This is a genomic window from Solihabitans fulvus (genome assembly GCF_008386585.1).
Lineage (GTDB): Bacteria > Actinomycetota > Actinomycetes > Mycobacteriales > Pseudonocardiaceae > Solihabitans > Solihabitans fulvus.
In genome coordinates this window covers 1-23,954 of sequence record NZ_VUOB01000071.1, presented here as the reverse complement: position 1 = coordinate 23,954, position 23,954 = coordinate 1, and the positions used below count along the sequence as shown (strand labels likewise).

Annotated in this window: 22 protein-coding genes and 1 riboswitch; of the genes, 10 read left to right on the top strand and 12 right to left on the bottom strand. The window is 71.5% G+C overall.

Annotated features, from left to right (window positions below; translation table 11 throughout):
* The 6 genes from F0L68_RS44650 to F0L68_RS34075 form a co-directional block, all read left to right on the top strand.
* Positions 1-854, top strand: an 854-nt coding sequence (locus tag F0L68_RS44650; RefSeq protein ID WP_149854013.1) for a resuscitation-promoting factor, incomplete at its 5' end; no start/stop codon positions are given.
* A gap of 461 nt (positions 855-1,315) precedes the next feature.
* Positions 1,316-2,188 (top strand): 16S rRNA (adenine(1518)-N(6)/adenine(1519)-N(6))-dimethyltransferase RsmA, encoded by an 873-nt coding sequence (gene rsmA / locus F0L68_RS34095; RefSeq protein ID WP_149854012.1) that lies wholly within the window; start codon positions 1,316-1,318, stop codon positions 2,186-2,188.
* Positions 2,189-2,398: 210 nt separating this feature from the next.
* A riboswitch (SAM riboswitch) is annotated at positions 2,399-2,492 on the top strand.
* Positions 2,493-2,693: 201 nt separating this feature from the next.
* Positions 2,694-3,704: a methionine ABC transporter ATP-binding protein gene (locus F0L68_RS34090; protein WP_149854011.1), complete on the top strand. Its 1,011-nt coding sequence runs from the start codon at positions 2,694-2,696 to the stop codon at positions 3,702-3,704.
* Positions 3,701-4,384 carry a methionine ABC transporter permease gene (locus tag F0L68_RS34085; RefSeq protein WP_149854010.1) on the top strand — a complete coding sequence of 228 codons (684 nt, stop codon included), beginning with the start codon at positions 3,701-3,703 and terminating at the stop codon, positions 4,382-4,384. Before F0L68_RS34090 ends, F0L68_RS34085 begins: the two co-directional genes overlap by 4 nt.
* 60 nt (positions 4,385-4,444) lie before the next feature.
* Entirely contained in the window at positions 4,445-5,275 is an 831-nt protein-coding gene (locus F0L68_RS34080) for a MetQ/NlpA family ABC transporter substrate-binding protein (protein WP_149854009.1), read from the top strand.
* A gap of 116 nt (positions 5,276-5,391) precedes the next feature.
* Positions 5,392-6,357, top strand: coding sequence for a 4-(cytidine 5'-diphospho)-2-C-methyl-D-erythritol kinase (locus F0L68_RS34075; protein ID WP_149854008.1), 966 nt, complete (start codon positions 5,392-5,394; stop codon positions 6,355-6,357).
* 19 nt (positions 6,358-6,376) lie between these two features.
* On the opposite strand, the gene F0L68_RS34070 is transcribed toward F0L68_RS34075, so the two are convergent.
* Positions 6,377-6,616 (bottom strand): hypothetical protein, encoded by a 240-nt coding sequence (locus F0L68_RS34070; protein WP_223199378.1) that lies wholly within the window; start codon positions 6,614-6,616, stop codon positions 6,377-6,379.
* Between the two features lie 94 nt (positions 6,617-6,710).
* Positions 6,711-7,181, bottom strand: coding sequence for a hypothetical protein (locus tag F0L68_RS34065; protein WP_149854006.1), 471 nt, complete (start codon positions 7,179-7,181; stop codon positions 6,711-6,713).
* A 108-nt stretch (positions 7,182-7,289) separates the two neighbouring features.
* On the opposite strand from F0L68_RS34065, the gene F0L68_RS34060 reads away from it, so the two are divergent.
* Positions 7,290-9,071 (top strand): ABC-F family ATP-binding cassette domain-containing protein, encoded by a 1,782-nt coding sequence (locus F0L68_RS34060; protein ID WP_149854005.1) that lies wholly within the window; start codon positions 7,290-7,292, stop codon positions 9,069-9,071.
* Between the two features lie 38 nt (positions 9,072-9,109).
* Here the strand turns inward: F0L68_RS34060 and F0L68_RS44645 are convergent, their stop codons facing one another.
* A complete protein-coding gene (locus tag F0L68_RS44645) occupies positions 9,110-9,370 on the bottom strand; it encodes a DivIVA domain-containing protein (protein ID WP_149854004.1) in 261 nt (86 codons plus the stop codon).
* A 117-nt stretch (positions 9,371-9,487) separates the two neighbouring features.
* Here F0L68_RS44645 and F0L68_RS34050 point away from each other — a divergent pair, with 117 nt between their 5' ends.
* Positions 9,488-11,146 carry a fatty acyl-AMP ligase gene (locus F0L68_RS34050; RefSeq protein WP_149854003.1) on the top strand — a complete coding sequence of 553 codons (1,659 nt, stop codon included), beginning with the start codon at positions 9,488-9,490 and terminating at the stop codon, positions 11,144-11,146.
* 70 nt (positions 11,147-11,216) lie between these two features.
* Here the strand turns inward: F0L68_RS34050 and F0L68_RS34045 are convergent, their stop codons facing one another.
* Positions 11,217-12,170, bottom strand: coding sequence for a GNAT family N-acetyltransferase (locus F0L68_RS34045; protein WP_149854002.1), 954 nt, complete (start codon positions 12,168-12,170; stop codon positions 11,217-11,219).
* A 170-nt stretch (positions 12,171-12,340) separates the two neighbouring features.
* Here F0L68_RS34045 and F0L68_RS34040 point away from each other — a divergent pair, with 170 nt between their 5' ends.
* Positions 12,341-13,114, top strand: a complete 774-nt coding sequence (locus F0L68_RS34040) for an SDR family NAD(P)-dependent oxidoreductase (RefSeq protein WP_149854001.1) — start codon at positions 12,341-12,343, stop codon at positions 13,112-13,114.
* Between the two features lie 82 nt (positions 13,115-13,196).
* Here F0L68_RS34040 and F0L68_RS34035 read toward each other — a convergent pair whose 3' ends face one another.
* From F0L68_RS34035 to F0L68_RS34025, 3 genes are all read right to left on the bottom strand, one after another.
* Positions 13,197-14,810, bottom strand: coding sequence for a carboxylesterase/lipase family protein (locus F0L68_RS34035; RefSeq protein ID WP_149854000.1), 1,614 nt, complete (start codon positions 14,808-14,810; stop codon positions 13,197-13,199).
* 99 nt (positions 14,811-14,909) lie between these two features.
* Entirely contained in the window at positions 14,910-16,229 is a 1,320-nt protein-coding gene (locus F0L68_RS34030) for a glycosyltransferase (RefSeq protein ID WP_188316978.1), read from the bottom strand.
* A 55-nt stretch (positions 16,230-16,284) separates the two neighbouring features.
* Positions 16,285-17,745 (bottom strand): FAD-binding oxidoreductase, encoded by a 1,461-nt coding sequence (locus F0L68_RS34025; RefSeq protein WP_149853998.1) that lies wholly within the window; start codon positions 17,743-17,745, stop codon positions 16,285-16,287.
* Between the two features lie 228 nt (positions 17,746-17,973).
* Between F0L68_RS34025 and F0L68_RS34020 the strand changes: the two genes are divergently transcribed.
* Entirely contained in the window at positions 17,974-18,414 is a 441-nt protein-coding gene (locus F0L68_RS34020) for an acyl-CoA thioesterase (RefSeq protein WP_223199377.1), read from the top strand.
* 17 nt (positions 18,415-18,431) lie between these two features.
* Here the strand turns inward: F0L68_RS34020 and F0L68_RS34015 are convergent, their stop codons facing one another.
* The 5 genes from F0L68_RS34015 to prs all read right to left on the bottom strand — a co-directional run.
* Positions 18,432-21,122 carry an AAA family ATPase gene (locus F0L68_RS34015; RefSeq protein ID WP_188316977.1) on the bottom strand — a complete coding sequence of 897 codons (2,691 nt, stop codon included), beginning with the start codon at positions 21,120-21,122 and terminating at the stop codon, positions 18,432-18,434.
* A 128-nt stretch (positions 21,123-21,250) separates the two neighbouring features.
* On the bottom strand, positions 21,251-21,826 hold the full coding sequence (pth, locus tag F0L68_RS34010; RefSeq protein ID WP_149853995.1) for an aminoacyl-tRNA hydrolase: 576 nt from the start codon (positions 21,824-21,826) through the stop codon (positions 21,251-21,253).
* Positions 21,816-22,385: a DivIVA domain-containing protein gene (locus F0L68_RS34005; RefSeq protein WP_149853994.1), complete on the bottom strand. Its 570-nt coding sequence runs from the start codon at positions 22,383-22,385 to the stop codon at positions 21,816-21,818. The genes pth and F0L68_RS34005 overlap by 11 nt, the downstream gene beginning before the upstream one ends.
* Positions 22,386-22,416: 31 nt before the next feature.
* Positions 22,417-23,034 carry a 50S ribosomal protein L25/general stress protein Ctc gene (locus F0L68_RS34000; protein ID WP_149853993.1) on the bottom strand — a complete coding sequence of 206 codons (618 nt, stop codon included), beginning with the start codon at positions 23,032-23,034 and terminating at the stop codon, positions 22,417-22,419.
* 297 nt (positions 23,035-23,331) lie between these two features.
* A partial coding sequence (gene prs, locus F0L68_RS33995; protein ID WP_149853992.1) for a ribose-phosphate diphosphokinase occupies positions 23,332-23,954 on the bottom strand: 623 nt, incomplete at its 5' end.

Below are 23,954 nucleotides of genomic sequence, written 5' to 3'. Positions count from 1 at the left end.
CCCTGGACCGCGGCCGCCAGGTCAAGGTCAAGGTCGACGGCCAGGACCGCGACGGCGGCTGGGTGCACGGGGGGTCGGTCGGGCAGGCGCTCGCGCAGCTCGGCGTGGACACCACCGGCGCGCAGCTCTCCGAGAGCGCCGACCGGCCGGTGCCCGTGGGTGGTATGTCGGTCGAGGTCAAGAGCCTCAAGACGATCACGCTGTTCGACGGCGGCAACGCGCCGCAGCAGCTGCGCACCACCGTGCTCACCGTCGGCGAGCTGCTCAAGAGCCAGAACCTCAGCATCGGCGCGGACGACTCGATCGACCCCGGTGCCGACGTCAAGATCACCAACGGCGCCGAGATCCACATCAGTCGGACCGGCGTGTCGGTGATCAACCAGACCGAGCCGGTCGACCCGCCCGTCCAGACGGTCAACGACGACACGATGACCAAGGGGCAGCAGAAGGTCGACGACCCCGGCGTGGCCGGCGAGAAGATCGTCACCTACCGGATCACCCAGAAGAACGGCAAGGAGAGCGCGCGGGAGAAGCTCGGCGAGAAGGTCACCAAGGACGCCAAGCCGAAGATCCTGCGCAAGGGCACCAAGGTGCCCGACTCGCCGCCCGTCGACCCCAACGACGCCGGCGCGTGGGACCGCATCGCCAAGTGCGAGTCCGGCGGCAACTGGGCCATCAACACCGGCAACGGCTACTACGGCGGACTCCAGTTCTCGCAGGGCACCTGGAACTCCAACGGCGGCCAGGAGTTCGCGCCGCGCGCCGACCAGGCCACCAGGGAACAGCAGATCGCCGTCGCCACCCGCGTCCGCGACCGCAGCGGCGGCTACGGCGCCTGGGGCTGCAAGCCCTGACCGCAGCGGCGGTGACGGCGCCGGGGCCTGCATGCAAGCCTTGACCGCAGCAGTGGCGCCGGCACCGGGGCCTGCAAGCCCTGACTGCGGCTCCGCCGGACGCGCTTCGCCTACCTGTGGACATGCCCCACCCATCCACGGGGGCACTGCCCTGTGCCAGCCTAAGCGATCTTCACCGCCTGGGCCGGAGAGGCGCGACCGCCTGTGGATGGCTCGACCGGTTGTGGACAACTCGGCGGCGTCGCGCTGGGCTGTTGGCTGATGTGGCCTGGCGGCGGCCCGCCGCTACCGGTCGGCATCCAAGACCGATAAAGCGAAGATCCTCGACGAGCTGTGCGCGTTGACCGGCTGGCAACGGGACCACGCCCGCAAGGCACTGCGAACACTCGGCGGCGTCGCGCTGGGCTGCTGGCTGGTGTGGCCTGGCGGTGGCCCGCCGGCCGCTGGGCCATAATGGGTCGGTGTCGAACGGGTCAGCAAGCGCGCTCCTCGGCCCAGCCGACGTTCGCAGGCTGGCCGCCGAGCTGGACGTGCGCCCCACCAAGAAGCTGGGGCAGAACTTCATGCACGATCCGAACACCGTGCGGCGGATCGTCGCCTCGGCCCAGCTCGACCCGGACGACGTCGTGCTGGAGATCGGCCCGGGGCTCGGCTCGCTGACGCTGGCGCTGCTGCCGGCCGCGCGGTCCGTGCTCGCCGTGGAGATCGACCCGGTGCTCGCCGAGCGGCTGCCGCGTACGGCCGCCGAGCGGGCACCCGACCTCGCCGGCCGGCTGCGGGTGTTGCTCGCGGACGCCATGCGGGTCACCGCCGACCAGCTTCGCGCCGACGGCCCCGAGCCGACCGCGCTGGTCGCGAACCTGCCGTACAACATCGCGGTGCCGGTCGTGCTGCACCTGCTCGCCGAGCTGCCCTCGCTGGCCAAGGGGCTCGTGCTGGTCCAGTCGGAGGTCGCGGACCGGATGGCGGCCGGGCCGGGCAGCAAGGTGTACGGGGTGCCGAGCGTGAAGCTGGCCTGGTACGCCGCCGCGCGCCGCGCAGGCCCGGTGCCGAGGGCGGTGTTCTGGCCGGTGCCCAACGTCGACTCGGCGCTGGTGTCGTTCACCCGGCGGCCGGAGCCGTCCACTGTGGAGCGTGCCACCATGTTCGCTCTCGTTGACGCGGCGTTCTCGCAGCGACGCAAGACGCTGCGCGCGGCACTGGCCGGTTGGGCCGGTTCGGCCGCGCAGGCGGGTGAACTGCTCCGTTCGGCGGGTGTCGACCCCGGCGCGCGCGGCGAGCAACTGAGTGTGACCGACTTCGCTCGGATCGCCGAGGCATCCGTCAGCGGATAGTTCGGCGAACGGCCGTAAGTCCACGCGACGAGTCGTCGTTTTCGCTGTTCAGGGCGGTTTCCACGGCATTGCGCCCAGGGCGCCGGCGATACGCCGGTTGGGTACGTACCGTAACGGTGTATCTACGGCCGGAAGTGTGATTTCTCGGACGATCCGCAGTTTGGGACAACTCGGGCTTGCGTTCATCCGGTCACTTCAGGTCTACTCGTGTTGCCATCCCGAGCGGCCGAGAGACCTGGCTCTACGACGCCGCAGCAACCATCCACTCGACGTGGGCAGGTGCTACCGCCAGGAGCGATGGAGGAATCTCGTGCCCACTATGCGAATGCTCACGCGCCGGCTCGTTGTCGACCAGTGCCGACGCACTGCCTCCGGCTGTCGATAACTCGCAAAAGGCGCTAGTTCGGAGCATTTCTTCTCTCTCCCCAACCGTCCTCTTCGGACGGTCCACTGAGGACGGTAGTACGTGTTTGCACGTGCTACCGCGCACTGTCGTGGAGCGAACGTGATCACAGTCGAGAACCTCACCAAGTCCTTCTCCGGCCGGACCGGCGCCGTTGTCGCGTTGGACGGCGTCACCCTGGAGGTCGCGGCGGGCACCGTGTGCGGCGTCGTGGGCCCAAGCGGCTCCGGCAAGTCGACCCTGGCCCGCTGCGTCGCGCTGCTCGAGCGGCCGGACAGCGGAGCGATCCGGGTGGACGGCACCGATCTGGTCTCGCTCGGCGGCAGCGCGCTGCGGGCCGCCCGCAGGCAGATCGGCGTTGTGCCGCAGGGGGATTCCCTGCTGCGCCAGCGCACCGCCGCCGGCAACGTGGCGCTGCCGCTGGAGTCCGCTGGCGTGCCGGGCCCGCAGCGCCGCACCCGCGTCGGCGAACTGCTCGACCTTGTCGGCCTCACCGACAAGGCCGGCAGCTACCCCGATCAGCTCTCCGGCGGCCAGCGGCAGCGGATCGCGGTCGCCAGGGCGCTCGCGGCCAACCCGTCGGTGCTGCTCGCCGACGAGCCGACCTCGGCGCTGGACCCCGAGACCACCGGCTCCGTGCTCACTGTGCTCGACAGGGCGCGGGCCGAACTCGGCGTCACCGTCCTGGTGGTCACCCACGACATGGGCGTGGTCCGGCGGATCTGCGACGACGTCGCGGTGCTCGACCACGGCAGGGTCATCGAGCACGGCAAGGTGCTCGACCTGGTCGCCGACGCGGGCAGCAGGACCTCCGGCTCGCTGCTGCCCTCGGTCGACCAGAACCCCGAGGCGGAGAGCAAGTACGACCGCGTCGCCGACGTCGTGCTGGTCGGCTTCGCTGCGGTCGGCGCGCTGCTGCCCGAGGCGGCCAGCCGCTTCGGCGTCGAACTCGGCCTGCTCGGCGGCGGCCTCACCAGGCTCGGCGAGACCCCGGTCGCGCGGTTCCGCGTCGGCCTGACGGGTGAACGGTCCGATTCGGCCCTGGAGTGGATTTCCGAGGCCGGCGCGGCCGTTCAGCGTAAACCCAAGGGTCCACAGGGAGTTGCTGCGTGAACGAGGTAACACCCTGGTCCGACGTGATCGACTATCTCGTCAAGGCCACTGGCGAGTCGTTGTACATGATGGGCATCTCCACCCTGGTCGCGGTCCTGCTCGGCATTCCACTCGGCGTCTGGCTACAGGTCACCGCGCCGGGCGGACTCCGGCCACATCCCTTTGTCCATCGGATTCTCGGCTTCGTCGTTGACCTCGGCAGGGCCATGCCGTTCATCATTCTGCTCGTGGTGCTGACCTGGCTGACGCGCTTCATCGCCGGCCAGTCCATCGGGCCGAGCGCGGCGATCGTGCCGCTGTCCATCGGCACGGTGCCCTTCGTCGGCAGGCTGGTGCAGAACGTCCTCGCCGAGGTGCACGTCTCGGTCGTCGAGGCCGCGGTGACCACCGGATCCGGCACGCTGCGCATCGTGCGCAGCGTGCTGCTGCGGGAGTCGCTGCCGGCGCTGATCAACGCGATCGGCGTCACCGTCATCGCCGTGCTCGGCTACTCGGCCATGGCAGGCGTCATCGGCGGCGGCGGCCTCGGCGACCTCGCCATCCGGTTGGGCTACCAGAGTTTCGACAACCGCGTGCTGTGGAGCACCGTCGCCGTCCTGGCCGTGCTCACCACGCTCCTCCAGTTCGTGTTCACCCGAATCGCGCGCACCGTCGACCGCAGGCGGCACGCGTCCGTCTAGCCCATCAGGCTGGCTGTTCGTGCTCACCCGCGGATTCGCGGGTCAGGAAAGGAAAATGCAATGCGACTTCGTGCTGTCCTCCCCGTGGTGCTCGGCGCGCTGCTCACCGTGGCGACCGTCGCCGGCTGCGGCGGTGGCGACGGAGCCAAGGCAAGCGACTCCGGCGCTCCGCTCAAGATCGGCGCGAGCCAGGTGCCGCACGCCCAGATCCTCAAGTTCGTGGCCGACAACCTGGCCAAGGACAAGGGGCTCAAGCTGGAGGTCAAGGAGTTCACCGACTACGTCCAGCCGAACACCGCGCTGGCCGACGGGTCGCTGGACGCCAACTACTTCCAGACCCCGCCGTTCCTGGACAACTTCAAGGCCAAGAGCGGCGCCAAGCTGGAGTGGATCGTCGGCGTGCACATCGAGCCGCTCGGCCTGTACTCCAACAAGATCAAGAAGATCGCCGACCTCGCCAACGGCGCCAAGATCGCGGTCGACAACGACCCTGCGAACGAGAACCGCGCGCTGAAGCTGCTCGAGGCCAACGGGCTCATCAAGATCAAGCCAGAGGTGGCGGCCGCCAACAAGGCGACCATCCGTGACCTCGCGGAGAACCCGAAGAACCTCCAGTTCGTCGAGCTGGAGGCCGCGCAGGTGCCGAGGAGCCTCGACGACACCGACGCGTCGGTGATCAACGGCAACTACGCCATCAAGATCGGGAAGAAGCCGGCGACGGACGCGCTCGTGCTGGAGAAGGCCGAGAACAACCCGAACGTCAACGGCCTGGTCACCCGCGCCGAGCTCAAGGACGACAAGCGGATCAAGGACCTGGCCGAGCTGCTCCAGTCGCAGCAGGTGAAGGACTTCATCAAGAAGACCTACGACGGCTCCGTCCTGCCGGTCTGATTTATTCGTCAGTAGGAAGCCGGACGGCGCGTTCGGGCTGCTCAGCGGCCTGAACGCCCCGTCCGTTCACGTACGGGGTACACACGCACCCCCCGAACGCCCGTAGGCTGCATAACGTGCTCGCCGTAGTGCCACCACCCGTCACCGTCCGCGTCCCGGCCAAGGTCAATCTGCACCTGGCCGTAGGAGACGTTCGCAAGGACGGTTACCACGAGCTCGCCACGGTGTTCCAGTCGCTGTCACTGACCGACGAGGTCACCGTGGCCATCGCCGACGACCCCGGGGTCGAGGTGACCGGCGAGGGCGCGGAGTCCGTGCCGACCGGGGCGTCGAACCTGGCCTGGCGCGCCGTGCGGACGCTCGCCGCCCACGTCGGCAGGGATCCGGACGACCCCAAGGTCCGGCTGGTGATCCGCAAGAGCATCCCCGTCGCGGGTGGCATGGCGGGCGGCAGCGCCGACGCCGCCGCGACCCTGGTCGGCCTGGCGTCGCTGTGGCGGCTGGACATCGGCAGGGACGGGCTGGCCAACCTCGCCGCGAAGCTCGGCAGCGACGTGCCGTTCGTGCTGCACGGCGGCACCGCCCTCGGCACCGGGCGCGGCGAGCAGCTCATCCCCGTGCTGGCCAGGCACACCTTCCACTGGGTGCTCGCCTTCGACCGGCGCGGCCTGTCCACGCCGGACGTGTTCGACGAGCTGGACCGGCTGCGCGCCGAGGGCGACCCGCCACGGGTCGGCGCCGTCGAACCCGTGCTGGAGGCGCTGTCCTCCGGCGATCCTCGGCAGCTCGCGCTGCTGCTCGGCAACGACCTCCAGGCGGCGGCCGTGTCCCTGCGCCCCGGCCTGCGCCGCACCCTGCGCGCCGGCGTGAACGCGGGCGCGCTGGCCGGCATGGTGTCCGGCTCGGGCCCGACCTGCGCGTTCCTGTGCACCGACGCGGACGCCGCCGTGCGGGTGGCAGCCGAGCTGTCCGGCGCGGGCGTGTGCCGCACCGTCCGGGTCGCCCAGGGGCCCGTGCCCGGGGCGCGCGTGGTCAGCACCGACGAGAGCCCCCGGCCGATTCCGCCAGAGGTGCACGCCTGACCCAGGGTGGAGCGGCGCGTCAGCGGTCGGTCTGTTTCGGGTGCGTGGTGCCCGCCTTCGTGATCCACAGTGTTCGCGTGCGATCGTCGATGGCGTACCAGATACGCCCGGCCGACGTGACCTCGAACTGCCACTGCTCCATCGGCTGACCATCGATTGCAATGGTGCAGAGGTGACCCTTGAGTCGATGCTGCCGGCCGTCTGTCCTGCGCGGATCGCTGGTGATTGCGACCCAGGCGCGATCGACCGCCTCCACCACCTGGTTGATCAGGTCGTCCCACCCTTTGCGGCCTTGCCGTTGGCCATGAACACTCGCCAGGGCAGCGGGCGGGAAACCTCGTCGCGCCGTTTCGTCATTCGGGTTCCGGCAGTGGTCGGGTGATTTCCACGCCGTCGCCCTCGACAGTGATGGGGCTGCTCAGAGCCCGCGCCAGGTCCGGATCGGACCACACTTCGGCGGTCGACCGCCATGCGGCGACCGTGTTGGCAAACGGCAGCAGATAGCCGGTTTCCGCTCCCGCGCTGAGATCGGCGAGCAGGTCCGCGACGCACAGGGTTCGCTCGCTCTCCGGCAGCCAGCGCATCCAGGCGAACTCCTCGGCCAGTAATTCCGCCGCCAACTCGGGGTCGCGCCGGGCGAGCGTCCGCAGCAGGTGCGCGGCGGCGGTCAACGCGGCGACGCCGGCGTTGAACCGCTCGGACCGGATCAGCACGAGATTTTCGGCGTCCCGTCGTTCGAGCACGACCTCGGCGTGCTCCAGCGCGCCAAGCACCTCCGTCGGGCCGCGAAGGAACGCGCTGTACGGGAATGTCTCGATCGCCATGTCACCAACTTATCTGAACTACTTCAGATCACAACCTGGGGGCGGTCGTCGAGGGGCGGCGACTAGCCTCGTGGCGACAGTCAGTCGATACGGCGAAAGCACTGGTAGATGGCAAACCTGGTCAACCTGGAGTCGGTCAGCAAGAGCTTCGGCGTGCGCGCGCTGCTGGACAGCGTGTCGCTCGGCGTCGGCGACGGCGACCGGATCGGCGTCGTGGGTCTCAACGGCGGTGGCAAGACCACGCTGCTGGAGGTGCTCGCCGGCATCGAGCCCCCGGACACCGGGCGGGTCAGCCAGATCGGCGGCCTGCGGATGGCCGTGGTCACCCAGCGCACCGAGCTGGGCGAGGGCAGCACCGTCCGGCACGCCGTGATCGACCCGCTCGGCTTCACCGCCGAACACGAGTGGGCGGCCGACGCCAGGGTGCGGTCCATCCTCGACGGGCTCGGCATCACCGCCCTCGGGCTGGACGCGCCGGTCGGCACCATGTCCGGCGGCGAGCGCCGCAGGGTCGCGCTGGCCGCCGCGCTGGTCCAGGAGCTGGACCTGCTCGTCCTGGACGAGCCCACCAACCACCTCGACGTCGAGGGCGTGCGGTGGCTCGCCGAGCACCTGCTGGCCCGCCGCTGCGGGCTCGTCGTCGTCACCCACGACCGCTGGTTCCTCGACACCGTCTGCACCCGCACCTGGGAGGTCGTCGGCGGCGGCGTCGAGCAGTACGAGGGCGGCTACGCGGACTGGGTCTACGCCAGGGCCGAGCGCGCCCGGCTGGCCGACACGCTGGAGGAGAAGCGCCGCAACCTGGCCCGCAAGGAGCTGGCCTGGCTGCGCAGGGGCGCCCCGGCGCGCACGTCCAAGCCGCGCTACCGGATCGAGGCCGCCGAGGCGCTGATCTCGGACGTGCCGCCCGCCCGCGACTCCGTCGAGCTGCTGGCCTTCGCCAAGCGCAGGCTTGGCCGCACGGTCGTCGAGCTGGAGGACGTGACGCTGACGATCGGCGACCGGACGCTGATCGACCGGGCGACCTGGCGGGTCGGCCCCGGCGACCGGGTCGGCCTGGTCGGCGTCAACGGCTCCGGCAAGACGACGCTGCTGCGGCTGCTGGCCGGCGAGCGCGAACCTGCCGCCGGCAAGCGGATCCAGGGCCAGACGGTCCGGCTGGCGCACCTGACCCAGGAGCTGCACGACCTGCCCGGCGAGCTGCGCGTGCTCGAGGCGGTCGAGGAGATCGCCCGCAGGGTGGTGCTCGGCAAGCAGGAGCTGTCCGCGTCGCAGCTGGCCGAGCGGTTCGGCTTCTCCTCCAGCCGGCAGTGGACCCCGGTGCGGGACCTGTCCGGCGGCGAGCGGCGACGGCTGCAACTGGCCAGGCTGCTGATGGCTGAGCCCAATGTGCTGCTGCTCGACGAGCCGACCAACGACCTGGACATCGACACCCTGCAACAGCTGGAGGACCTGCTCGACTCCTGGCCGGGCACGCTCGTGGTCGTCTCGCACGACCGGTACCTGGTCGAGCGGGTCTGCGACCGGGTCGTCGCGCTGTTCGGCGACGGCGGGATCGCCGAGCTGACCGGCGGCATCGAGGAGTACCTGCGGCGCAGGGACGCCCAGCTGGCGGCGGCCGCGGTCGCGCCGGCCGGCGGGGCTTCCGCCGCCGAGCAGCCCGCGTCGACGGCCGCCGAGCAACGGACCGCCCGCAAGGAGCTGGCCAGGCTCGAGCGGCGGCTGGACGTGCTGCACAAGAAGGAGGCCCAGCTGCACACGGCGCTCGCCGAGGCGGCCACCGAGGCCGACCGGCTCCTCGCCCTCGACGCGGAGCTGCGCGCGGTCGTCGCGGAGACCGCCGAGGTCGAGCAGCAGTGGATGGCGGCCGCGGAGCTCGTGGAGGGGTAGCGCGGCCGCTCAGGGCGACGGTGGGGTAGCGCGGCAGCTCAGGGCGACAGTTCGGCGAGTGTTTCCTCGACGCGGTCGAGGAACTCGTCGACCTCGCCCTCGTTGTAGCCGCGCTGGCCGATCGGCGGCTTGCTGAAGACCACGTCGCGGACGTCCTTGGGGGTCAGGTCGTCGGTGCCACGCAGGGTCGCCTCGACGCGCTCGAGGAACGCGTCCACCTCGGCCTCGCGGTAGCCGCGCTTGCCGAGCGACGGCCTGGAGAAGGCGATGTCGCGCACCTCGTCGGGACTCACGCTCATGATCCCTCAGTATCGCCCCTGTTCGCCGCGCGCGTCGGATGAAAGCCGGACGATCACCCGATCATGTCTGCGGCGAAGATCCGGATGGCCGAACCGGATTGGTCGTACGCTCCGACCATGAGTCGCTTCGTGGACACGATGCTCGCCACCGCCGCTGGTGCCGGTGGCGAGGCGAGTGGCATGACCACCGGAGAACCGGCCACCCCAACGCGCCGGACCTGGGCGCAGGTGCACGAGCAGGCCACCAGGATGGCGGGCGCGCTGGTCAGCGGGGGCGTGTCGGCCGGTGGTTCGGTTGCGGTGCTCGCCGGGGACCCGGCCTCGATCGCGCCCGCCGTGCAGGCCGTGTGGCTCGCCGGGGCCAGCGTCACCATGCTGCACCAGCCGACCGCGCGGACCGACCTGGCCGACTGGGCGCAGGACACCCTGCGCGTGCTGAGCATGATCGACGCCAAGCTGGTGCTGCTCGGCACGCCGTTCGACGCGCTGGCGAGCGTGCTCGACGAGCACGACGTCGCCTACCGGACGCTGGACGAGCTGACCGACGGCACGCCGCTGGCCGCGCCCGTCGAGGTGCCGGAGGAGTCCACCGCGCTGCTCCAGCTCACCAGCGGTTCGACCGCCGAGCCCAAGGCGGTCCGGATCACGCACGGCAACCTGATGGCCAACGCGCTGGCGATGAAGGAGGCGGCCGCGCTTCAGCCCGGCCGCGACGTGATGGTGTCGTGGCTGCCGCTGTTCCACGACATGGGCATGGTCGGCTTCCTGACCGTGCCCATGCTGTTCGGCATCGAGCTGGTCAAGGTCACCCCGGTGGACTTCCTGCGCTCGCCCGTGCTGTGGCCCGAGCTGATCAGCCGGCACCGGGGCACCATCACCGCGGCGCCGAACTTCGCCTACGCCATCGTCGGCCGGCGAATGTCCACAGTGGATGATGATGGCGCGTACGACCTGTCGACGCTGCGGATCGCGTTGAACGGCGCCGAGCCCATCGACCCGGCCGCCGTCGCGTCGTTCACCGAGGCCGGCGCGCGCTTCAAGCTGCCGCCGGAGTGCGTGCTGGCCGCGTACGGCATGGCCGAGGCCACGCTCGCGGTCGCCTTCGCGCCGCTGTTCACCGGGCTGTCCGTCGACGTGATCGACGCCGAGGCGCTGGCCGGCGAGCACCGCGCGGTGCCGGTCACCGAGGACGGCGACCGGCAGGTGCGGAGCTTCCCGCTGCTCGGGCCGCCGCTGCCCGGCATCGAGGTGCAGACGGTCGACGGGTCGGGGCGGGTGCTCGGCGACCGGGAGGTCGGGCAGCTGCGGCTGCGCGGCGCGGCGGTGACGCCCGAGTACCTCACGGTCCGGGGGCCGGTGTCCACGCAGGACGCCGACGGCTGGCTGGACACCGGAGACGAGGGCTACACCGTCGACGGCCAGGTCGTGGTCTGCGGGCGGATCAAGGACGTCATCATCATGGGCGGCCGCAACATCTACCCGACCGACATCGAGCGGGCGGCCATGTCGGTTGACGGCGTGCGGGCCGGCAACGCCGTCGCGGTGCGGCTGGACGCCGGCACGCGGCGGGAGCGGTTCGCGGTCGCCTGCGAGTCGCGGCTGGCGGGCGACGAGGACGCGGAGAAGGCGCTGCGCAAGGAGATCACGGCCAGGGTGGTTGACGCGGTCGGGCTGCGTCCGTTCGCGGTGGTGGTGCTGCCGCCGGGCAGCCTGCCCAAGACGCCGTCGGGCAAGCTCCGCAGGGCCGCAGCGGCGTCACTGGTGGGAACTGAGTAGGAACTGAGTGGGGACGGGGTAGGGGACGGGTCGGGCGGCGCTTTGACGGCGACCGCCCGACGGTCGGTCCTCAGACTGTGGACTCGGGTTTGATGAGCGGCGCGTCCCGCGACAACATCTGGAACCCGACGCTGTAGTACAGCCCGCGCGCCTGGGGATGTCCTGGCGCGCCAAGGCATGCGACCGTCGCGTGGGTGGCCCCGGCCGCCCGCGCCAGCCGCATGCCGTGCAGGAGCATCGCCCTCGCCAACCCGAGGCGCCGGTAGTCCGGATGCGTCCCGACCGGCTCGAACTCGACGGTCTTGTTCACCTCGTCGAGCCACATGATCGTCGAGGACGCCATCGTCCCGTCCGGCACCTCCACCAGGATGTGCAGGTCGCCTCGGTACGCCGTCGTCTGCCGGACGCCCTGGTAGCCCTCGGCGGTGTAGGTCGAGAGGGGCCAGGCGTCCAGGTGGGCCTGGACCGCGGCCTGTGGCCCAGCCTCGTCGGCGGTGCGGAACCGGAATCCGTCCGGCAGCACCGGCTGTGCCACGTCGGTGAGGTCCCGCTCGTTGAGCTGGGTCCAGGACCCGGTGTCGCCGAGCGCGGACGGGTCGGTCTCGTAGCCGTGCGCCGCCCAGCGCGCCAGGCCGAATTCGTCGGCGGCGCTCGGCAGCACCGTCCGTTCGAGGCCCGCCGCCGTGGCGTCGTACCAGTCGATCACCTCGTCGACCAGCCCGGCGTGGTCGGGATGGACCTGATACGCCAGGTAGGCGCCGGTGATGTCCTTCACCGACCCGTCGCTCCGCGTCACCCGGCGCGGCAGGACGGCCCAGCTCCACGCCACCAGATCCCCGCCGGACAACCACAGCCGACGCCGCCAGCTCGCCCCGTCGCCGGCGTGCCCCTTGCCCCAGATCCAGGCCAGCTCGCCGTACGACGCGTCGCTGTTCACCAGGTCCGGGTGCGTTGCGGCGAGCCGCTGCGCCAGACCCTGCATGAGCCGCACGTCCTCGGCGGTCACCAGCTCGACGTTCGTCATGGTGCGCCACTGTGGCAGGACTCCGCCGAGCCGTCGAACCACTTTCCGGGACGGCCACTGGACCTGAGCGGTCAGCGGCGGTGCGCGCGCGGTGAGCCGTTGGTCAGCGGCCCGGCCGACGCTTCTTCCCGAGAACACCGACCACGGCTCGAGAAACGGCAGGGATCGACATGACTGGCTTGACCGGCAGGACCGCGCTGGTGACCGGGGCGTCGCGGGGCATCGGGAAGGCCATCGCGCAGCGGCTGGCCGCCGACGGCGCCCTGGTCGCCGTGCACTACGGCAGCAACGAGGCCGCGGCCGCGGCGACGGTGGCCGAGATCCGCGACGCCGGGGGCCGGGCCTTCCCGGTGCGCGCGGACCTCGGCTCCGCCGCAGGTGTCGACGAGCTGTTCACCGGCCTCGAGGCGGGACTGGCCGGGCAGCGGCTGGACATCCTGGTGAACAACGCGGGCGGCGGCGGGATGGGCGGATCGGTCGAGCACACCACCGCCGAGGAGTTCCACGAGCTGTTCGCGGTGAACGTGGCGGCCCCGTTCCTGATCGTCCAGCGCGCGCTGCCGCTGATGCGCGACGGCGGCCGGATCGTCAACATCTCCTCCTGCGCGCCAAGGCTTGCCGTGCCGGCCCAGGCGGCCTACGCGATGAGCAAGGGCGCCCTGGACGTGCTGGGCAGGACCCTCGCCGCCCAGCTCGGCCCGAGGGGCATCACGGTCAACTCGGTGGCCCCCGGCGCGGTCGACACCGACGGCACGGCCTACCTGCGGGAGCACCCCGAGGCCGCCGCCGGCATCACCTCGATCACCGCGCTCGGCCGGATCGGTCGGCCGGCGGACATCGCGGACGTGGTCGGGTTCCTGGCCTCGGACGACGCGCGCTGGGTCACCGCCAACATCATCGACGCCACCGGCGGCACCTTCCTCAGCCCCGCCACCGGGAACTGAGCGGCGGACAGGGCTCTCCCCGGCCACCAGCGGGTGACCGGGGAGCCGCACCAGAAAGTGGTGTGGGGCCGTTGAATCTGGGTCAGGGGCGGCGCTGGGTGCTCCAGAAGTCCCACTGGTGATCGGCGAGGAAGGTGCTGTCGATCGTGGTGGCGCCGTTCCCGAACGAGACGGCCGCCGGCAGGGTCGGCCAGGTGGTGGCGGTCCGAATGCCGTTGGGGTTGCCGGTGCGGACGAAGTTCGCCCAGTAGTCGACCATCTGCCGGGACAGCCGCTGCTGATCGGCGGTCAGGCGCACCGGCAGGTCGGCGACGCCGAACAGGTATGGCAGTTCGGCGGTGTGATAGGCCCCGAGGTCGAAGGTGGCGCCGGGAAGGGCGGGCGCCCGGTCGGCGAACTCGTAGGCGTAGACGGGCGCCCGGCGGGACAGGGCGAGCGCCTGGTCGCGGACGTCGCCGACCCAGCCGTCGGTCAGCGCGGCACCGAGTGCGACGGGCGGCTGGGCGCCGGGGACCAGCGGGTAGTGGACCAGGGCGGCCGGGCCGCCCATGAAGTCCAGGTAGTCGCCGTAGCTCGCGCTCGTGACCGGCCCGGACTTCGCCACGAGGAAACCGAGGATCCGCATCTCGTCCTTGTTGGTGCCGGTCAGCACCGGGACCCTGGCGGCGCGGCCCGCGCGGATGGCGGTGGCCGGGTCCTCCGGCAGCACCGATCCGCCCGACACCAGCCACGGCTTCTGCGAGTAGTTCAGGTGGCCGAGCGGGATCGGGTAGGTCAGCTGGTCCTGCTTGTCGGTGATCTCTTTGGCGCCGAGGGCGCGCAGGCTGGCCGCGCGGTCGGGGCCGTTCGGCACGCCGAGGGTCTTGGTGACGAACGTTTCGCTGGCCTCCCGAGCCTTGGCGAGCGGGACGGTGGAGGAGGCGTCGCCGCTCTCCAGGATGGCCGCGCTGAACAGTCCTCGGGAGCCGGGGGCGACCAGGTGGGCGGCGACGGAGATACCGCCGGCCGACTCGCCTGCGATGGTGACCCGGTGCGGATCGCCGCCGAAGGAGGCGATGTTGCGCTGCACCCAGCGCAGTGCCGCCTGCTGGTCCTGCAAGCCGTAGTCGCCGCCGGTGCCCTGCGGATCCAGCGCCGGGTCGGCGAGGAAGCCCAGCGCGCCGAGCCGGTAGTTGATGGTCACCACAACGATGCCCTTCGCGGCCAGCTTGGTGGTGTCGTAGGCGGCGCCGCTGCCGCCGGTGAACGATCCGCCGTGGATCCAGACCAGCACGGGCCGGTCGGTGCCGCCGGGGGTCCGCACGTTGAGGTCCAGGCTGTCCTCGCTCATCGGCTGCGGTGTGCGGCCCGGGTTGAGGTCGACCGGCAGCAGGCCGAAACCGTTGTCTTTGGCCTGCCACGCCCGGTTGCCGGGTCGGGTGGCGTCCCTGGCCCCGCTCCAGGCAGCGGCGGGCTGCGGCGGACTCCAGCGCAGGGCGCCGACGGGCGGGGCCGCGTACGGGATGTCGTCGAACGTCCAGGTGCCGTGCGCGTCCCTGCCGCGCAGAGCGCCGGTCTCCACCCGCACGACCCGTTCGCCTTTTGCCTGCTGCGCGGCCACGTCCGATCGGTCGAGGCCGGCGGCGGTCGCCGGGGCCATGCCGAGGACCACCACAAGGCTGCTCAGCAGGACCGCGAGCGGTGCGATTCTCTTCATCGTCTTTCCCTCAATGGTGGGTGCCGAGGTTCGACACCCTTGCTAGTTGGCATTGCTGAGGTGCGGCCCGAGGCCGCTGTGGGGTGGACGGCGGCCGAACTACTGGCGCGCTTGGGGATGCCGGCCGTCCACGAGCCCGGCGATCGTGTCGAGGGGGCGGTACTCCGCGAGCGTCACGGCCAGCTCTCCCGCGCGTTCGCGGTAGGCCGGGTCGTCCAGGACCTTCGCGACCGCCGCGGCGATCTCCGCCGCTCCCGGGGTGCCCGTGCGCAGGTCGATTCCGGTGCCGCTCCACTGCACCCGCGCGGCAACCTCCGGCTTGTCCTCCGACCCGCCCGCGACCACCAGCGGCACGCCGTGGCGCAACGCCGTGTGCACTCCGCCGTAGCCGCCGTTGGTGACCAGCAGATCCGCGTGCGGGAGCAGCCGCTCGAACGGGAGGTAGCTGCCGGCCCGCGCGTTGCCGGGCAGTTCGCCGACCGCCCCGACGAGCAGGTCCGGGCCGTCGGGGCGGGCGGTGGCCGCGACCACCAGCAGGTCGTCCCTGCCAGCAAGGGCCTGCATGGTCGGGACGATCAGCTCGCTCAGGTCGTCGTTGGCGGCGGTGCCCTGGGTCACCACCACGACCGGCCGGTCGCCCCGCGTCACGTCGGCCCACCACGCGGGCAGCTCGGCGTCGTCGCCACCGGGGGAAGGCAGCGCGCCGATGAGCTGGAAGCTCGCCGGGGCGTCGCTGCGCGGGTACTCGAACCCGGGAACGGACAGCTGGAGGTAGTGGTCGGAGCTGGTGGCGAGGATTCCGACGAAGCTGCCATCGGGCCAGGCCACGCCGGCGCGCGCGAAGATCTCGGCCGCGTACAGCGCCAGCGGCGCGCCGAGCGCTTCAGCCTCGGCGTTCAGCGCCGCGTTGCGGGCACGTCCCTGCTCACCCGGCATCGGCGGCAGCGCGAAGCCGAATGGCGCGGTGTCCACGCTGGGCAGCGAGGGCGCCCCGGCGTTGACGGAGATCACGACCGGGCGGCCGCCCTTGGGCAGCGCCATCGTCAGCGCCTGGGCGCCGAGGAAGGCGGTGTCGGCGATCACCACCTCGGCCGGGAACTCGGCCAGCAGCTCGCGCAGCGCGCGGTACTGGCCAGGCATCGGGTCGGTGAACACGTGCATCAGGTCGTAGCCGACCCGTGCCGGACCGGCCGGAGCCTCCGCCCGGCCGGCGAAGGCCGCGTTGAGATCCCGGTCGTCGAAGTCGGCATCCGTTGGCAGCGCCACGAAACGCGCCCCCATCGCCTCCACCGTCCTGGCGAACCGGGATCCGCCGACGAAGACCACCTCGTGGCCGCGGCGGACCAGATCGGCGGTGACGGCGAGAATCGGACCGGTGTGCCCGTGCAGGGGCGGGGCAGCGGTAATGACCTTGGTCATGGTGGAACTCCTGTCTGGGACTGGCTGATGAGGACGCGGGGCCATGAGCCAGCCGCTAGCGCGCGGGACCGATGTTGTGGTTGACGCGAAACAGGTTGTGCGGGTCGACCTTGGTCTTCAGCTCGACCAGTCGCCGGTAGTCCGCTGGCGCGTAGCAGGACCGGACGGCCTCGGGCGTGAGATCGGCCAGGGACACGAAGTTGGGGAACCTGCCGCCGGTCAGCAGCGGCTCCATCGTCTTCATGATCGCCAGGTGCGCGGCCTCGATCCGGGGCAGGTGCTCGGAACCGGGGACGAGATCGACCATCCAGAAGGTGAACCCGGCGTGGCGGGCGGGGCCGATCGCGTTGCGGTGCTTGGGTTGCGCGGCCAGTTTGCCGCCGAGGTGCCGTACTTCCACGGAGGCGGGCGCGGTCGGATGGTCGGGGCCGACCACGGACAGCAGCGTGTCCAGATCACCGGCGTTGAGCCGGTCGAACAGTCCTGTTTGGTCGATCGAGGGCGTTGGCGTCGTCGGATCGTTCGCGATCCGCGCGATGTCGGCGTACGGGCGCGGCCGCACGTCGTCCTGCACCGGGCCAAGCGCCCGCAGCGGCCGCAGCAGCTCCTCGCCGTGTTCTGGCGTGCCGGTGTAGGCGATGCGGATGCTCACCAGGTGCTGGCCGCGCAGGGGTTCCGGGATGAACGGCGCGTCGGGGAAGTGCAGGAACGAGATCGCCGACGTCATCTCGTCGGGCACGTCCTGGATCCATTCGTGCCAGGCGCGCAGCACCCGCTCGCCGAGCACGCCGGGGAACACGAGCTGGCCGCCGGTGAGGTGCCGCAGCGGAAACAGATCGATGGTGGCCTCAAGCAGCAGGCCGTAGTTGGACTTGCCGCCGCGTACCGCCCAGAACAGCTCGGGGTGGCGTTCCGGCGACAGGGTGAGGATCTGGCCGTCCGGGGCGACCAGCCGCAGGGAGCGGACGTGGTCGGCGGCGAAGCCGTAGCTGCGGCCGTGCACGGGCAGGCCGCCGCCGGAGATGAAGCCGAGCGCCCCGACCGTGTCCGAGGTGCCGTTGAGCGCGGCCAGCCCGTGCTCGGAGGAGGCAGCGATGACCGCGCCCCAGGTGGCGCCGCCGCCGACGCGGGCGGTGCGGCCGACGGGGTTGACGCTGACGCCGGCCAGCTTGCTCGTGTTGATGAGGATGCCGCCTGCCGCCGCGGCCCCGATGCCGTGGCCGGTGGACTGCACGCCGATCGGCAGCAGCCCGTCGGCGGCGATCGCGACGGCCTCCGCCGCCGCCTCGGGGGTCTCGGGGACCACCACAGCGAGCGGATTGTGTTGCACGGCAAGGTTGTAGGCGGATCTGGCCGCGTCGAAGCCGCTCTCGTCCGGCAGGATCACGGCCTTGCCCAGCCGCCGCTTCATGGCGGCGATGGCGCTCCGAGAAGCGGTGGCGGCCTCAGCCGGGGCGGGGGTGACGGCGGAAGCCGCCGAGGTGCGTCCGACGACGTCGCCCAGGTTGATCTTCATGGTGGGGCCTCCCTCTGCTCTGCGTCACGTGGTCGTCCGGTCAGCCGCCGGGCGACGAGAGAGGACGCTAAGACGCCCGGTTGACCTGCGGTAACCGTCAGGCGGGCGATCAACACCACCGTGTTTGCGGCGGGGACCGCGTCATTAACGGTGCGCGGTACCGGGCCCGGGACGCCCCGTCATAGCGTGCGGATGCTCCGTTCCGGAGCGGACAGCGGAGGGGGAAACATGGATGACGGACACTTCGCCACTGTCGAGGTGCATTTCGACGACCTGGACGCGATGGGCGTGCTGCACAACTCGCGCTACGCGCTGCTGGTCGAACGGGCGACCAACACGTACTGGCAGCGGCTCGGCTGGTCGATGGACGCGGCGGTGTCGACCTTCCCCGAGGTCCTGCCCGTGGTGCGCGAGTTCATGATCAGCTTCGCCGTGCCGGTCGTCGGAGCCGGCGAGCGAGTCGTCCACCTCTGGTTGGACCGGTTGGGCACGACCAGCGTGGTGTACGGCTTCCGCGTGCTGTCCGACGACAGGTCCGTGGTGCACGCGCAGGGCCATCGCGTGGTGGTCAACCTCGACCCTGCAACGCTGCGGCCCGCGCCGATCAGCGACACGATGCGCGCGTCCCTCGTGCCGCTCCTGCGCGACACGGAAGTCGCGGCCCGATAAGCCGGCGTTGCCCGTGGCTAACCGCGCAGGGCGGCCGCCAACTCCTTGCGCCCGGCGATCTTGAGCTTGCGGTAGGCGTGCGTGAGATGCTGCTCGACCGTCCGGGGCGCCAGGTGCAGTCGGCCGCAGATCGCCGCGTTGGTCAGCCCAGCCGCAGCCAGGTCGGCCACCGACTGCTCGCTGCTGGTCAGGGCGTTCGCTCCGGTGACCGCCTTCACGCCGGGTCGCCTGCCGTGGGCGCGCAGCGCCTCGCGGATGGCGGGGACGAACAGGCCGAGCCCGTACTGCTCGGCGACCTCGAGGGCCTCGACGAGGCCGTCCACCTCGTCGAGCGCCAGCAGGGCCGCGACCAGCGCCAGTCTCGCGTGCGTCCCCCTGGTGACCTCCACCGCCTCGCGCAGGAGCGCGCGGTCCTGGCGAACCGTCCCGGCTGCGGCCAGCGCCGTGCCGAGGGTGTGCGGGGTGCCCCAGGCGCGGGCCAGCCGGAGCTCCTCCTCGGCCAGCCTGCTGGCCTCCGTCGGGTCGCCCATGCCGTTGGCGGCGAGCGCGCCGATGGAGCGCCAGTGGGCGATCAGCGGGTTGACCGACGTGTCGGGCATGAGCCTGGCGCACATGAGCGCATCGCCGTGGGCCTGCCCGAACCGGCGCTGGAGCAACCGCAGCCCGGCCCGCGTGCTCGCGGTGTAGAACTGGTTCGGCCGGGTGATCTCGCCCGACGCGAACGGCCCGAGCGCCTCCTCCGCCTCCGCCATGCGGCCGGCGAGCAGGAACGCGCAGGCGATGAAGCCGCCCGACATGTCCAGCGGATCGTTGTCGTCGAACACCGTCGCCGTGGTCGTGCGGACGGCGATCGCCGCGGCCAGGGTGGCGTCGGTGTGGCCGCTCACCGACAGGCAGACGAACCTGGCCCACGCCGCGAACGGCAGCACGGTCGTCCAGCCGCGCCGCTGCGCCAGGTCCTCGCCCTTCGCGATCCAGGCCAGCGCGACCTCGAAACGCTCCGAGCACAGCAGCCCCTGAATCGCCCCCATGTGAATCGACATCTCGGACGCGTCCGGTTCACCATTGCCCCACAACAGTTCCAGGGCCAGGACGGCCTGCTCGGCGCAGGCGTCCGCGTCCGTCGCGATCTCGCCGGCGAGCTGGGCACGGGCGGCGGCCAGGATCGCCCGCCCGTACTTGCGCTCGTCGGCCACGGCGTCCACCACGTCCAGGACCCGGCGAACCGGGCTGTCGGACAGCCAGCCGATCCCGAGGGAACGAGAGATCAGCGGAAGGGCGGCGGCCGGATCGTGGTCGACGACCTGGTCGATGACGGTGTCCAGGAACGCGGTCCCGGCCGAGAACCCTCGCGTGCTCAGCGTGACGAGCAGAAGGTCGGAGGCCACCTGGGCGTGCAGGTCGCCGCTGGTGAGCGGCAGCAGCTCGGCCAGCTCCCGATGCGCGGCGACCGGGTCGCCGAACACCAGCGCCGCGGCGACCCTGGCCCGCAGCCGCAGCCGTTCGTCACTGGTCAGCTGCGGGGAGCCAAGGGCGTGCCGGAACAGGGTGCCGGCCGATTCGAACGCCCCCACTCCGTAGGCGGCCTCGGCCGCCTCGGTCAGGATGCTGATCTGCCAGTCCTGCGCGGGCGTCCCCGCCTGGAGCAGGTGGGCGGCGATCTGCTCGGTGCTGCGGAACTGCCGGTGGCAGAGCTCGGCCGCCCTGGCGTGCCACCGCAGGGCGGCGAGCGAGTTGAGGGTGGCGGCCGCCGCCGACGCGACCATGGAGCTCACGAACACGATCGAGCCCGCGTCCTCGACCACCAGCCTGGCCTTCAGGAGCGCTTCCAGGGTCGATGCGGCGCCTGCCATGTCCAGCCCCGCCAGTTCGGCGGCCAGCTCTGGCCCGCCGTCCTCGCCGATCACTGCCAGCGCCCGCGCCAGTGCCAGGCCGCCGTCGATGCCTTCCAGTCGGCCGGCCAGGCAGTCGATGGTGGTCTGCGGCGTCACCATCGCGACCTGTGCGGCGGCCTCCCCGGTCGGCCGGACGCCGTGCTCCCGAAGGTGGCCGAGCAGCTCGACGGCCAGGAACGGGTTGCCTCCGCTGGCGGAGTGGCAGGCCAGCGCGAACGCCTCGTCCGCGGCCTCGTCGAACGTCCGCTCGGCCAGTTCCGCGAGTTCGGCCGGCTCGAACGGGGCCACCCACAGCTGGTCGGCGCGCGCGAGCAACTGGTCGATGAGCGGCGCGTTCCCCGCCGAGACGGCGTCGGGTCGCCGTCCGGCCAGCACGGTGATCGGATGGGTGGCGATGCGGGCGGCGAGATAGTTGAGAAACCGGAGCGAAGCGGCGTCGGCCCACTGGAGGTCGTCGACGATGAGCAGGGCCGGACCGCCGCTGGTGACCTGCTCGATCTGCCCGAACAGGGCATGCATCGCCTCGAACGGAGCCTCGGCCCGCACCTGCGGTATCGCGACGCCGACGGCCGCGACAAGCTGCCGGGCGACCCCGAAGGCGTACTCGTGCTCGAGCGCGCTGGCGTTGGCCTCCAGCACCCGCACCCCTTTGGCGTGGGCGAGGTCGCGCGCGTGCCGCAGCAGCGTCGTCTTGCCGATGCCGACGCCCCCGGACAGGACGATCACCTGTCCCGTCCGGCTGTCCGCAAGGGTCCCGACGGCGTCGGTCAACACCCGGACCTGTGCGGCCCTCCCGGACAGTGCGCGCGTCACCAATGGCCTCCCCCGAGTCGCCACGTCAGTCGAATTAGTCTACTTGTCCCGTATGCCGGGATCGCGATGACTGAGATTGCGAAGACCGCCAACGTGATGATCACGGCCGTCGCGAGCGGAACTAGTGCTCAGTGGAACTCGTTCTGGGCGGCTTCCAGGCCCTTGCCGAGCAGTGCCTCGACGGCGTCGGCGCAGCGGTCCACCTGGAAGGCGAGTTCCTTGCGTTCGACGCCGGAGAAGTCCTTGAGCACGTAGTCGGCCGGGTCCATCCGGCCGGGCGGGCGGCCGACGCCGAAGCGCACGCGGTAGTAGTCCTTGCCGCCCAAGGACTTCGTGATCGACCGCAGCCCGTTGTGGCCGTTCTCACCGCCGCCGAGCTTCAGCCGGACGGTGCCGTAGGGGAGGTCCAGCTCGTCGTGCACGACGACCAGGGCTGGCAGCGGGATCTTGTAGAACCGGGCCGTGCCGGCGACCGGGCCGCCGGAGAGGTTCATGAACGTGCGCGGCTTGGCCAGCACGGCCCTTCGGCCGCCGAGCCTGCCCTCGACGACGTCGGCGCCGCCCTTGTGCGCCTTGAACTTGCCGCCGAGCCTGGCCGCCAGCTCGTCGACGACGAGGAAGCCGACGTTGTGCCGGTTGCCGGCGTACTGGGGGCCGGGGTTGCCGAGGCCAACCACGAGCGCGAGATCGGCTTCATCGACCACGTGACCGCAACTCCTGCTCCAACTCGTCCAACAAGTAGTCCACCGCTTCGGCCTGATAGCCGCGGCGCAGCCCGGAGGTGATGCTGAACCGGCTGTTGCGGACCTCCGTGGAGGTCATCCTGCCCTGACCGTCCAGGGCCTCCGCCGCCCGATCGAGGAAGCCGTCGACCTCGTCGAAATCGTAGCCGCGCTGGCTCTTGCGGAACCGCGCGGCGAGCAGGTCGGCCCCGGTCCGCAGCCTGGTCGGCGCGACCCGGCCGGTCCGCAGCTGGCGCTCCGCCTCGGCCAGCAGCTCGTCAACCGGGCGCTGGTCGTAGCCGCGCTGCCCGCTCTCGGCGACCGCGAACCGCACCTCCCGCACCTCCTCGGGGCGCATCGGGACGCGGCCGGAGAGGGCGTCGGCGATGCGCGCGACGAACTCATCCACCTGGTCGGCGAGGTAGCCCCGGCCCGCTCGCGGCAGCCGGATCCTGCGCAGCTCGGCTGCGCTCAGCGGCGCCTGGCCCCCGGTGTGCTGACCAGACGGGAACGGCGCGCCGCCCCGGTTCCCCGGGGACAACGCGCCGTCCGATCTACCCGACGTAATCGACTCAGCCCTCGCTGGCCTCTGTGTCGCCGGCGTCAGCCTGCTCGTCGCTGCTGTCGCCCTCGAGCTGGGCGGCGGTCGGCGCGGCGTTGATCGCGACGACCAGCGCCTCGGCGTCGGTGACCAGGGTCGCGCCGGCCGGCAGCGTGACCGCGCCGGCGAGCACCTGGGTGCCGGCCTCGACGCCCTCGACGGAGACCTCGACCTGCTCGGGGATGTGCAGGGCCTCGACCTCGATGAGCAGCGTGGACAGGTCCTGGGTGACCAGGGTGCCCGAGTCGGACTCACCGGTCAGCACGACGGGCACCTCGACGGTGACCTTCTCGCCGCGCTTGACCAGCAGGAGGTCCACGTGCTCGATGTAGTTCTTGATGGGGTGCGTGGTGACGGTCTTCGTCAGCGCGAGCTCAGTGCCGCTGCTGTCGAAGTCGAGCGTCAGCACGGCGTTCTGACCGTGCTCACGGACTACACGGGCGAACTCGAGCGCCGGCAGGGCCAGGTGCTTCGGGTCGGAACCGTGGCCGTAGAGCACCGCGGGGATCTTGCCGGCGCGGCGGGTGCGGCGGGCGGCGCCCTTGCCGAACTCGGTGCGCGGCTCGGCGGCGAGACGGACCTCGGACACGGTGGGGCTCTCCTTGGTGTTTATTACGTCGGGCGGACTTGAGCGGGTGGCAACCTGCGGCGGCGGGGGGCGCGGAGGGACGCAAACACGCGCGGCATCCAAGCCGCCGCGTCGATCACGCCAGGCGTTCTCGCCCGCCCTCGCCGAGGCAACCCCAACAGTGTAGGCCGCTCCTGGCGGTGGAGCTAACCGGGGTCTGTCCTGAGGGTGAATGGCCCAGGAACGACCGTGAGCGCGGACCCCGTTGACCAGGGATCCGCGCTCACGGGGTCGATCGTGGTGTGTCGAGGCCGACGCTCAGGCGTTGCCGTCGAACAGGCTGGTCACCGAGCCGTCCTCGAAGACCGCCTCGATCGCGCGGGCCAGCAGCGGCGCGATGCCGAGCACCGTGAGCTGCGGGAACCGCTTCTCCGCCGGGATGGGCAGCGTGTCGGTGAAGATCACCTCGCGGGCACCGGACTCGGCCAGCCGCTGGGACGCGTCGTTGGACAGCACCCCGTGCGTCGCCGCGATGATCACGTCCTTGGCGCCCTCGTCGAGCAGCTGCTTGACCGCCTTGGCGATGGTGCCGCCGGTGTCGACCATGTCGTCGATCACCACGCAGGTCCGCCCCCGCACCTCGCCGACGACGCGGTTGGCCACCACCTCGTTGGGCTTGAGCGGGTCGCGGGTCTTGTGCACGAAGGCGATCGGGTAGCCGCCGAGCGTGTCGGCCCACTTCTCGGCCAGCTTGGTGCGGCCGGCGTCCGGCGAGACCACGGTGATGTCCGCGCCGGAGTACTTCTCCTTGACGTAGTCGGCCAGCAGGGGCAGTGCCCACAGGTGGTCGACCGGGCCGTCGAAGAAGCCCTGGATCTGCGCGGTGTGCAGGTCCACCGCCATGATCCGGTCCGCGCCGGCCGTCTTGAACAGGTCGGCGA

Excerpts from the sequence above, each read along its gene's own strand:
- F0L68_RS34045 (WP_149854002.1), bottom strand. The coding sequence starts at position 12,170 with ATGACGAACGTCGAGCTGGTGACCGCCGAGGACGTGCGGCTCATGCAG.
- F0L68_RS34035 (WP_149854000.1), bottom strand. The coding sequence starts at position 14,810 with ATGAAGAGAATCGCACCGCTCGCGGTCCTGCTGAGCAGCCTTGTGGTG.
- F0L68_RS34020 (WP_223199377.1), top strand. The coding sequence starts at position 17,974 with ATGGATGACGGACACTTCGCCACTGTCGAGGTGCATTTCGACGACCTG.
- F0L68_RS44645 (WP_149854004.1), bottom strand. The coding sequence starts at position 9,370 with ATGAGCGTGAGTCCCGACGAGGTGCGCGACATCGCCTTCTCCAGGCCG.
- F0L68_RS34025 (WP_149853998.1), bottom strand. The coding sequence starts at position 17,745 with ATGAAGATCAACCTGGGCGACGTCGTCGGACGCACCTCGGCGGCTTCC.
- F0L68_RS34065 (WP_149854006.1), bottom strand. The coding sequence starts at position 7,181 with ATGGCGATCGAGACATTCCCGTACAGCGCGTTCCTTCGCGGCCCGACG.
- F0L68_RS34040 (WP_149854001.1), top strand. The coding sequence starts at position 12,341 with ATGACTGGCTTGACCGGCAGGACCGCGCTGGTGACCGGGGCGTCGCGG.
- F0L68_RS34060 (WP_149854005.1), top strand. The coding sequence starts at position 7,290 with ATGGCAAACCTGGTCAACCTGGAGTCGGTCAGCAAGAGCTTCGGCGTG.
- F0L68_RS34080 (WP_149854009.1), top strand. The coding sequence starts at position 4,445 with ATGCGACTTCGTGCTGTCCTCCCCGTGGTGCTCGGCGCGCTGCTCACC.
- F0L68_RS34050 (WP_149854003.1), top strand. The coding sequence starts at position 9,488 with ATGAGTCGCTTCGTGGACACGATGCTCGCCACCGCCGCTGGTGCCGGT.
- F0L68_RS34030 (WP_188316978.1), bottom strand. The coding sequence starts at position 16,229 with ATGACCAAGGTCATTACCGCTGCCCCGCCCCTGCACGGGCACACCGGT.